This is a genomic window from Thalassovita autumnalis (assembly GCF_001458255.1).
Classification (GTDB): domain Bacteria; phylum Pseudomonadota; class Alphaproteobacteria; order Rhodobacterales; family Rhodobacteraceae; genus Thalassobius; species Thalassobius autumnalis.
Genome location: NZ_CYSB01000046.1, coordinates 1 through 10,256, shown reverse-complemented (window position 1 = coordinate 10,256; position 10,256 = coordinate 1). Strand labels below are relative to the sequence as shown.

Here is a 10,256-nt window from a genome sequence, read left to right as displayed (position 1 = left end):
CATGGAACTGGCGCCCCGAAAAAGCCTGAAACCGCCCCGATACCGGACGGATACGAAGATGCTAAGTTGAGCGCCGCGTTGTCTCATCGTTTGGCTGCCTGATCGGCCAAACATGCCCGCCAGATCCCGTCTCCTTGGTTCTGGCGTCTTGAGAGTCCGCAACCCGCGGTCTCAAATGCATAGGAGATATCAATGCACATCGAAATCGAACGAGAAGTGCACGAGATGACACTGGAAGCACTGGTTCAGGGCCGTTTGCTGGCGGAAGAATGGCTCGGCGGTAGTCTGGTCCCCAGCGGCACGAGCAAATCTGTCATTCTCGAGGCCCTTCATTCGCTTCAGGCGCGGAACGGCTTCAAGAATGTAGGGGCTGATCTCATTGAGCTCATGGGGGAGCAGATCCGCAAAACGCTCAATGAAATCCGCGAGGGCAAAGGGGATGCAGCCCTGGCGCAAGATGTGGATCTCGTCTGGGAGCAAAATCAGAAAGTCGTCGAGTATGTGAACCTCGCTTATCGCTGGAAGCAGTTCAAAACTGCCAAAGTAGCGCTGGACGACAAACTGGCTGCGATCCGCGAGGCAGATATCTTACTCGCGAACGCCATTGTATGAGTAAATGCATAGCTGGGTTCGCCACATCAGAATGCAAAACAACCACTCAAATCGTTAGCTTTTTGGGGCACCGAAGGCTTTAGATGCCCCTACTTAAACTTACTCTCTAAGGTGATGGAAGCGACATCAGCTAAGAAAAGAAATCAAGCTTCCAATTCCCTTTTTGGAGTTTTGGGAGCTTGCAAACAGCTCAAAAACCCGTTTCCGTTGCTTGTGAGACAGACCTTTTCGCACAATAAAGGAACTGCAAACCTATGTCCGCTTCTGGTTTCGTTTCGGTGACGAACAACCAGTTCGTCCCCCTGTCTTGGGACGCTCAGAGTTGAACTTGCCATGAGGCGAAATCCGATTTATCAACTCCACAAAAAGTTGTTTACATTGAGATTTGTTTTGACCGCCGACACAAAAACAGAAGCTACAAGTAAAAATAATGACAGTTGCGAAGACAACTCTGTCCTCAGCGAGCGGCAGCTGATCCGAATTGAAGCAGTTCACCGAGGCTTCTTATATCAGCACCTGTATGCAGCGATTTGTCTTCTTATGGCGGGGCCAAACGAAGTGGAACGTGTCATCGTTGAACGTGACGAGGACATAGAGATCGTGCTTCCGGGACGACGCGTCTACGTTCAGGTAAAGACACGCGTCGGGAGCTTGAACCCCAGCGATATTAAAGGCGCGCTTCAACGTTTCGAAGAAATCAGAAGTGAACACACCAAGGGCAAACGGAAAGGGTCTGCCAGCTTCATAATCGCGTCCAACGCTGAACCATCAACACCATTGTTCGAGAGGGCTTCCAGCAAAGATTGGCCAGACGACGTTCAATTGCACTGGCCCGATGGTCCGGCCCAAGAGGAAGTATTCTTACCTTCTCCTCCTCGAAATGTTTGGGAGGCAGTTAGTGCCTGTTCCCAGCTCGCGGGCGATTTGCCGTTCGCCTTGTTGAAGCCGGAGACCCTCACTTGGAAACTCGCGAGCATGGTGATGTTTGCTTCAGCAGGAACCCCACCAAGACAAGACCACAGTTTCTCGCGTGAAGAGTTGCCACAGTTATTCGAACAACTGGTCATTCAGATGCAGGAACTACCTGCTCCGCCACCAAATTACAGAACACAACTTGATGAACCAATGCTTCTTGGCGACCAAAAGGTTCGCATCATCTCCGGCCTCTCAGGAGCAGGAAAGACGGCATGGGTGGCCGAAGCGGCCACCCATGCCCCTATTCCAGTGACTTACATTGACGTTGTTGACACTCCTGGACCAGCTCTCGCATCGGCTGTAACTCGTGAGGTCGCTGGCCGGATGTTCGGGCGGTCGAGTGGCAAACTTGGCGAGATATTACTTCCCGGTGCAAGTGGTATCGACATGCTCGGAGCACTAAGCGTTAAGCTCGGCGAAGAGGGCCTCCACGCCCACATCGTGATTGACAATGCACATAGAGTTCCAGCATCGGATATTGAAGTTATCGTCGATCGAGCCCCCAATTTTCGGTTCTTGCTACTTGGTCAGCCAGGTTTCGAGATCTCAAATCTGGAAGCACGGCTCGCCATCCAAGCTGAAACCCTTCACGGCTGGGATGAAGATACGATTGCCACCGCCATTCACGACGCAGGTTGCCAAGCCAACTTCAATGACTGCGAGCGTCTTGCTCGTCTGACCGGTGGACTACCTTTCTACGTTCTGAACGCTGCCGCGGTCGCAACCCGGGAGTATGGTGGACTAATCCGCGACTTCTGTGAGGAGGTTGAAGCACAGACTCACTTGGTCGAGACCGCTCAAGAGATCATCCTTAGACGAACATTTGAAGGATTGCCTCCAGACGCACGTGAAACGATCGCAATATTGAGCCTGGCAGACATAGCATTAACACGGGATGAAGCCATCAAGCTACTGCAGGCCACCTGCGATCTCGACGTCCGGGCAAGTTCCGCACGCCTGCGAACATTACCAAGAACTGGTGCGCTTGAGCTATTTGGCACCTCTGGCCTAAAAATACACGACGCCGTTCGCATACATGGTCTGGCGGAGCTGGCTGGACAAGGAAACAATCTTGAGAGCAAAGCGAAGGCCGCCCTCCTTGAAATTCTCACCGTGTCCATCCGTAAAGACTGGACCATCGCAAAACTGGGTCTTCTCATCCGCCTTTTTGGGCAGCTCGGGAATGCGAAAATCTTGGTAGAGTTTGCGACGAATGAACTGTTCCACGAAATGGGTGTCTGGCCCGAGATCGAACCGTTTTTAATTAGCATCGCCGCAAGCGTAGGCGAAGAAGCCGGAACACGTCTCTGGGCGCTGGACGGACTTGTATTCAACGACCTCAGAGACGGAAACTTCGAACCTGCCCATGATCGCATTGAAGAAATGCAAACACTGATAGATACAGGCAGTCTCGGTGTGGATGAGTGGTTGGCTTGGGGCATGAAAAAAATGCTCCTCAAGTCTATGCAACGAGAAGCAAAAGGCGTCGAAGAATTGCTCGCGATTGTCGAGAAACGCCTGCCCGCGAAATCTGAGCATATGCGAGTGTTCAGGTATAATCGGGCGCTTGCTCTCTTCAATCTCGGCGACAACCTTGGTGCTTGCACCGCAGCTTCACAACTTGCCGAAGACTATTATGAAGAACTTGGAATTTCACCAGGAGACTTAATCGGACGCAACGCCCCACAGTTGAGCCCGTTGCTCCCTCAAGATCGAGATCTCACCGACACTCTAAAGCATCTGGCCGATACTCTTGACCTACTCGCACAAGCCACCGGCGGAAAAAGCGCGAGCACAGCGGCAGTCCGCATTCAAGCAATGAAATTTTATCAACTGGCGAATGCCTTCGACTCCCTTTTGCGGGTGGGGCTCGACTTGGTTGACGACTTCGTGTGGATAAACGATTTCATCGGTGCAAGGCAGATACTCGAGAACAATATTTTTCCTGTTTTACAAGGTGTTGGTCTTTCCTCAAGAGTTCTGGAAACGCGGGCACTATATGCCGTTGTGCTGGCTTACTGTGGCGATCATGAGGCTGCTTCCAAAGAGGTAGAACAGCTCAAACCATTCGAGAAAGCGATGGTGCCAGAGCAAAGATTGGCATTTCAGGAGCAGAAACAAATAATTGAGCGGGTTCGAGTGTTTGGGGGACCACGTCAAAGAGAGATTTACGTGCCAGAACATATGCAAGCGATTTTTAGCGAACGGCGTGGAGCGGCAAACGCCCTCGAGCCCCGTAAGAAGGTCGGGCGAAATGAGCGTTGCCCGTGTGGTTCTGGAAAGAAATTCAAGCAGTGCCACGGTCGATAACCATCTCGACCCCGACCCTCCCTGAGTCCCTACTGGATCGACCAAGGTGAAGGGAAAACCACACGAACCACAAATGGGGCTCGAATGAAAATGAACTACAAAATGGCAATTCCTCACATTCCCTGTGGTTTCAGCGACAAAACGTGACCCTCCTACAGCAACCGTTAGCACCCCAGAAATTCAGTTCTTCATCCATTGCACAGGACTCCACATTGTGGCACTTCTTGGAGCACATGCGGAGTCATCGCGGAAGTCGGTTGCGAAAACTTCTAAGGAATCAAGGGATCCCGGACAGAGGCTTACGCCCCTACCGCCGGAGCATAAAAAGCCCTTAAGTCGCAATGACTTGAGGGCTTTTTTGTTTGTGGGTTTATGCGTCTAATTTTCCGCAATCCTTCCCGGTGATAAGCTAGGCAAACGGAAACGAGCCCCAGGTGGGGCTCGCTTGTGATCGTCATGGACTTAGGTATCGCTGGCCGATGCCTTTAGTCGCGTTCCAGCAGGAACTCCGCCACCGCCTGATAGGCGGGCAGGGAGGTTGGGTCGATGAAGCCGTTTTGGGCCTGCGGGAAAGAGGACAGGCGCACCAGAACCATTTCCGCGGTGGGATCGACATAGATCGTCTGGCCGTGGACTCCGCGCGCTGCAAAGGCACCGTGATCATTGTGGAAGACCCGGTATTGGCTGGTGTAGCTGCCGTTCTCAATCGTGGGGAAACCGATGAATTTTGACTGATCCCCCCCAGCTTTGATTGTTTTGACCACATCGGCCGGGAACAGTTGCGTGCCGTGGGCGTTGCCTTCGTTCAGCAGCAGTTGACCCAATCGGCCCAGATCCCTTAGCCCTGCAGTGACGCCGCCACCGGCAAAGGGCACGCCCATTGCATCTACCGTTTGATAGGCGTCCTGTTCCATACCCAGCGGCCGCCACAGACGTTCCGAGGCCAGATCGGTCACCGATTTTCCCGTCACCCGGCTGATGATCCAGCCCAGCATGTCTGAATTGATGGTTTTATAGTGGAAAGCATCGCCATGATTGCCCCCAGGCTGCACCTGTTGCAGGTATTGCCAGTAGCCATTGGGCCCCTCATAGCCTTCGGCCTTGGGCAGGGGGCTGGCCGCGGCGGAGTAGAGCCAGATATCAGCGTTGGGGTCTGAATAATCCTCGGAGTAATTTACGCCGGTGGTCATATCCATCACTTGCCGCACCGTGGCGCTGGCAAAGGCGCTGTCGCCAATTTACGGGATGATGTCGCGCACCAACAGGCTGTCATCCAAGACACCTTCGCTGACCAGGATCTGCCCCAAGAGGCCGGTGATGGATTTGGTCATCGACATAATGGCGTGTTTGCCATCCTCTTTCAGGCAACCAAAGTAGCGTTCATACACCACCTCACCCTTGTGAATGATCAGCATTCCGTCCGTGTAATTGGCGTAAAGGGACTCCTCCCAGGTCATCGGGCTGTCGTTGTTCATCGGCGTGAAGGTCAGCGCATCGATGGTGCCACGCAGCGTGGCAAACTCAGCCGCGGAGGGGTAGTTCAGCGGGCTTGGCGCGCCAATGCCGCGGCTGATTTCCTCGGTCGGCAAAAACTCCCGCAGGTGGCAGACTGACCAGCGCAGTTTGGGGAAACTGAAGTAGTTGGAATCCGGCTGGGTGATCATCTTGTCGGCCGGCGGCGGGAAGCCCTGCATCCAGCCCATGACGTTTGGATCAGACTCCTGCGCGCTCAGCGGTTTTGACTGGGCCAAGGCGGGGTTCAACGCCCCCGTCATTAGAAAAGCACTTGCAGCAAGGGTCATCAGCCTAGAAGTTGACAACGACATTCACGAATCCTCCGTTCCAATTGTCAGCGTTTCCACCAGCGGCATCGTTGATCCCAGCCCCGGGAAGGGAGATGGAGACGCCAGCGGTCAAATAGGTGTTGCGGTTAATAATTCGGTTGTATTCCACGAAGAAATCATCGGCGAGATGGGCATCTGACACCCCGCTGACCACCACACCATTGGCATCCACCCGGGTGCCCTGACCAAATTGGATCGGGCTGTTCAGTTGATTTGCGCGGATGTGGGAATAGCGGAAGGTGACGGTGTCTTTCGGGCTGGGCTTCACCCGAAGCGCCAGCGAGAGTGCGTTGACGTTGGAGTTGATGAAGGTCGAGGCAGATTTTGACCCCGTCGCCCAGGCGCTGGGGCTGCCTTCGTAATACAGCGGGTCAAACCGTTCCAAGGCGGTTGTGTCCGGATCATCCCCGGAGAAGGTTTGATATCCAAGTGTCAGCACAGGTGACCAGGCCATGCCTTGGAAGGCATAGCTTGCCGTGACGCGCCCCGCCCAGGCCTCCAGATCGACGGTGTCATTCCACTGGTAAGCATAGTCCCCGGTGAAGGTCCAGTTCGCCAAAGCGCCCGCAAAGGGCGCGGTTTTACCATAGAGGTTGATCGTGTTGGTGCCCTCGCGTGCGCCGGTCAGCACAGACGGTGCGCCGATGCCACCCGGTGCGGCCTGCGGGTAGGGGGAGCCTGAATTCAAAACATGGATGTAGGTGGCGCCCAGGTAGCTGCCCTGCGCCCCATCGTGGCGCAGATCAATGCCCGCCAATTCATTACCAGCATCGGTGGAGGGCAATTCATTGGGATCAATGTAAAACACTGTGCCGGTCAACCCATTGCCTGAAAGCTTGGCGATGGCTGACATTTCCCAGGCCTTGCGCGGGCCAAGTTTTAGCGCCCCCCGTTCAAACCCGCTGGTGGCCCCGTTTGAGATCAACATCCCGGTGCCAAGCTTCAGTTCGCGCGGCCCCACCGATACATCGTAACTCAGGCCGGCCCCGGCGGTGCCGCGAATGCCGACGTAGGCTTCCTCCAAAGTGGTGGCACCGGTATCGCCGGTGTCAAAGGCGTCCGTGCCCCAGGTGTAGGAGGCAACAGCGGACAGTTTCCCGTAGATCGTGGCGCCTGTATCAAGCGTGTTTTCAAAGCTGATGCCGGGTTTGACATAGGCTTCGACCCAGCTGGTATCGGGCCCAAAATCCAGACCCGGTGTGATCGCCTATGGCAGGTTCCAATAGAGATTGGATTCAACAGGGAAGTTGATCCCCGCCTGCAAGTGGCCGCGCACCTTGGTGCCGTTTTGGTCGTAAAACAAGAACGGGTCGCGATCCTGCGCCGCAGCCGATGTTGCGATCAACACAGGGGCAATCGTCGCTGCACCTAAGCATTGGGAAAGAAAGTGCGTGTAGGATTGTGAGTGCCTGAAAGAGATTGTCAAAATCTGGTCATGATAAGATTCCGAAAGACTTCAACAAAAACACTTAGGGGAGAATTAGGTCAGCATGCCGGGTGGTCAAGGGAATGAAACTTGATCCGCGCACTGTGTTGGCTTCGCGATTTTATTGATCTGTAAACGTTGTGTTTTTTGTAGATCATGATGTGTTCTGACCCCCTCAAGGCGGCGCGGGTGGGCCGCTGGCCACTAAGAGGTGTTCTTTTGCCGACGATCGAAGCGGGGTTTGCGGGGGGCAAATTGCCGTGCAATCCTGCTGGCACGCGTTGTCCGCAAAAAAATTGCGGCTCTGGGGCAAAGGCGTTAGACTCTCATCAGATAACAAACAGCGGTGTGGGCAGTATTTTCAAGAACACCGCGACAGGGCGGGGCTTGCACAATGCATTTGCTTTATTTGATGCGGTATTCCTTTTACGGCCAGTCTGGCTGGCGCGGTGAGGCGAGCCGTGATCCCGAAAAGCTGTTTTCGCCGGAACGGTTGGAGCAGCGGGAATACTACCTGCGCAAGGTGGCGCTGCCGTCGCTACGGGATCAGACGGATCAGGATTTTAACCTGATTGTGCTGTCTTCCACCTTGATGCCGAAACCCTATCAGGATCGTCTAAAAGAGGTCTGCAATGACATGCTGGGGCCGCGCGCCCATGTGATCTTCCGCGAGCCGGATTCGACATCTAAGGCGTTTCAGAAATACCGTTGGCAGACCTTCAACCGCTATGCCCACACGGCGCAGATCGTGCTGGATGATGATGATGCGGTCGGGGTCGATTTCACCGCCGACCTGCGCGGCGAAGCAAACGCTGCGGTTGCGCTGCGCAAGGCGAACCAGCCCAACTACGTCTTCCTGTCCTGGCCGCGGGGTGTCACCGCGCTGTTTGAGGATGGCAATTTGGAGCTTATTCCGCGCAATGTTCCGGCCACCAATCTGGGGCTGACGGTTGTGGCGCCATCCGAAAGCCACCGTAGCCCGTTCCGTGTGGCCCATCACAAGGTGTTGGAACGCCGCCCGGTGCGGGTCATTCACACGCTGGAACCGCAGTATATCCGCTCGGTCCATGCCAGCAATGACAGCAAGGGGCGACGGGGCACGGAACCTGTGAAGGCAGAGAGCCTGCCGATTCTGTTCAAGACCTTCCCACTGCTGCGCGATCTGAAAGCGGATTGGAAGATGCGCCCGGAAATGGCCGCGCTAGCTGAGGCATAGATGCTCAAAATATCTGAGCGTGGCAACCTTCGCCCATAGATATTTGAAACGCCAAAAGGGCGCGGTCATGATTGACCGCGCCTGAGTTTTAGAACCCGTTCGTCCTGCTGCCTTATTCGGCCGCGTATTTTGTCAGATTTTCATCTTCCAGCATCTTTTGCACCTGTGCCGCCATTTCGGGGCTGAGGCTGGAAAGATCGAAATCTGCCATCGCGGCTGCCATCGGTGAACCAGTGTCGCGCAGTTTGAAACGGCCCAGCTGGGCGCGCATCATGCTGGTGGAGGAGGAGAGCTCCTCCGCACCGGCTGCCAGCGACGAAGACTCAGTGTCGGTGGTGGCGGCGGTGGTGGCAATTTCACCAACCGAGTTTGAGATATGCGACACAGCGGACTGCTGTTCACGGGTGGCCACGTTGATCTCATTGACCAGCGACTGCACGTCGTCGAAAGCATCCGACAGCGAACGGAAAGCGGTGTCCATATCGTTGGCGATCTTCACCCCGTCCTGAATGGCCTGGGTCGAATCTTCGATCAGCGATGTGGTTTCCTGCGCCGCTTTGGCGGAACGGCCGGCAAGGTTGCGCACCTCTTGGGCCACAACGGCAAAGCCGCGACCATACTGACCCGCACGGGCCGCTTCCACCGCCGCGTTCAGCGCCAGCAGGTTGGTCTGGAAGGCAATCTCATCGATCACTTTGTTGATCGAGGCAATGGAGCGTGCTTTGGCATCGATACCGTCCATTGCGCTCAGCAGATTGGCCATGGTTTCGCTGCCTTCGGTGGCCGTCTGGCTGGCAGAATTGGCCACTTCATGCGCCTGATTGGCCGCATCTGAGGTGGCACGCACCATGCTTTCGGTCTCATCAAACGACGAGGAGATTTCGTCGATCGCCTGGCTGGTCCGTTCTGCCCCCATCGACAGGGTCGATGAGGAGGAGGAGACCATTTCCGAGGATTTGGAGATTTCCTGAATTTGGGTGTTCAGCTCACCAATCATGTTGCTGAGATCGCCAAAGGCCCGGTCAAAGGTTTCCAGAACCTCGCGGTATTCACCTTGGAACTTCTTGGTTTCGATAGTGATGGCCAGGTCGCCGTTCACAATCGATTCCGAGGCTTTGCGGATCTCGTTCGTCAGCCCGTGGAAACTGTCGCGCACCATATCAAAGCTCTGATTGATATAGGCTTTCTCACCGGGGAACTGTTCCAGTTTGTGGTTGAAGTTGCCGCAAGCATAGGCTTCGACGGCTTCGACCATCTGGTTTTGCAGATGCATATGGCCGCGCACCATCGCGTTCACGGCTTTGGACACTTCTGCCAGCCCCTCGGGATAATTGGCCGAGGCGATGAAGGTGCCGGTCTCGCCACGCTCATGGGCGTCGCCCATGGACTTCACGTCTGCCAGGAAAGCATCCAGATCTTCCTTTGCCTGCAGTTCAGCGGTGCGGTCCTGCCACTCCACCACAATTGCGTCCAGCGTGCCGTCCTCTTTGAAGTTTGGCGAAGCGTGGAAGGACAGGTGGGTGTTGCCGATTTTGAACTTACCCAGGTGGGTCTCGCTCATCGCGGCAATCAGCTTGTGCTGGTAAGACGGGTTCTTGTGAAAGACGTCAATCTTCTTGCCGATGATATCGCTGGCGCTGAAATGGGGCAGGTCACTTTGAATGTCGGCCTCAAGGCTTTGGAACATTTCAAAAGCAACGGTGTTTGCGTAGCGAATGACGAGTTGGTCGTCACACACCATGATCGGGCAGTTGAGGTGTTCGTAGGCCGCGTAGGCTAACTGCTGCGACAGATCACTGGTGTCATGGGTAGTGGGGTCGTATCCGTCCGGTATCGGGGCGGTTTCAGGCTTTTTCGGGGCGCCAGTTCCATG

General features: G+C 55.1%; 5 protein-coding genes and 1 pseudogene. 3 read left to right on the top strand and 3 right to left on the bottom strand.

Annotation, left to right across the window (positions count from 1 at the left end; genetic code table 11):
- The first annotated feature begins 192 nt into the window (after nt 1-192).
- The gene (locus TL5118_RS20115; protein ID WP_058244348.1) at nt 193-612 is read left to right on the top strand and encodes a hypothetical protein; all 420 of its coding nucleotides are present in this window, start codon (nt 193-195) and stop codon (nt 610-612) included.
- A 390-nt stretch (nt 613-1,002) separates the two neighbouring features.
- Nucleotides 1,003-3,897: an SEC-C metal-binding domain-containing protein gene (locus tag TL5118_RS21545; RefSeq protein ID WP_207383461.1), complete on the top strand. Its 2,895-nt coding sequence runs from the start codon at nt 1,003-1,005 to the stop codon at nt 3,895-3,897.
- 485 nt (nt 3,898-4,382) lie between these two features.
- Here TL5118_RS21545 and TL5118_RS20105 read toward each other — a convergent pair.
- Both TL5118_RS20105 and TL5118_RS20100 read right to left on the bottom strand, forming a co-directional pair.
- Nucleotides 4,383-5,312 (bottom strand): annotated as a pseudogene (locus TL5118_RS20105) (serine hydrolase domain-containing protein).
- 391 nt (nt 5,313-5,703) lie between these two features.
- Entirely contained in the window at nt 5,704-6,765 is a 1,062-nt protein-coding gene (locus tag TL5118_RS20100) for an alginate export family protein (protein WP_242601830.1), read from the bottom strand.
- 796 nt (nt 6,766-7,561) lie between these two features.
- Between TL5118_RS20100 and TL5118_RS20095 the strand changes: the two genes are divergently transcribed.
- Complete coding sequence (locus TL5118_RS20095) at nt 7,562-8,383, top strand: glycosyltransferase (protein ID WP_058244350.1); 822 nt, start codon at nt 7,562-7,564, stop codon at nt 8,381-8,383.
- Nucleotides 8,384-8,495: 112 nt separating this feature from the next.
- Here TL5118_RS20095 and TL5118_RS20090 read toward each other — a convergent pair.
- The coding region (locus tag TL5118_RS20090; protein WP_058260822.1) for a methyl-accepting chemotaxis protein at nt 8,496-10,256 on the bottom strand (1,761 nt) is incomplete at its 5' end.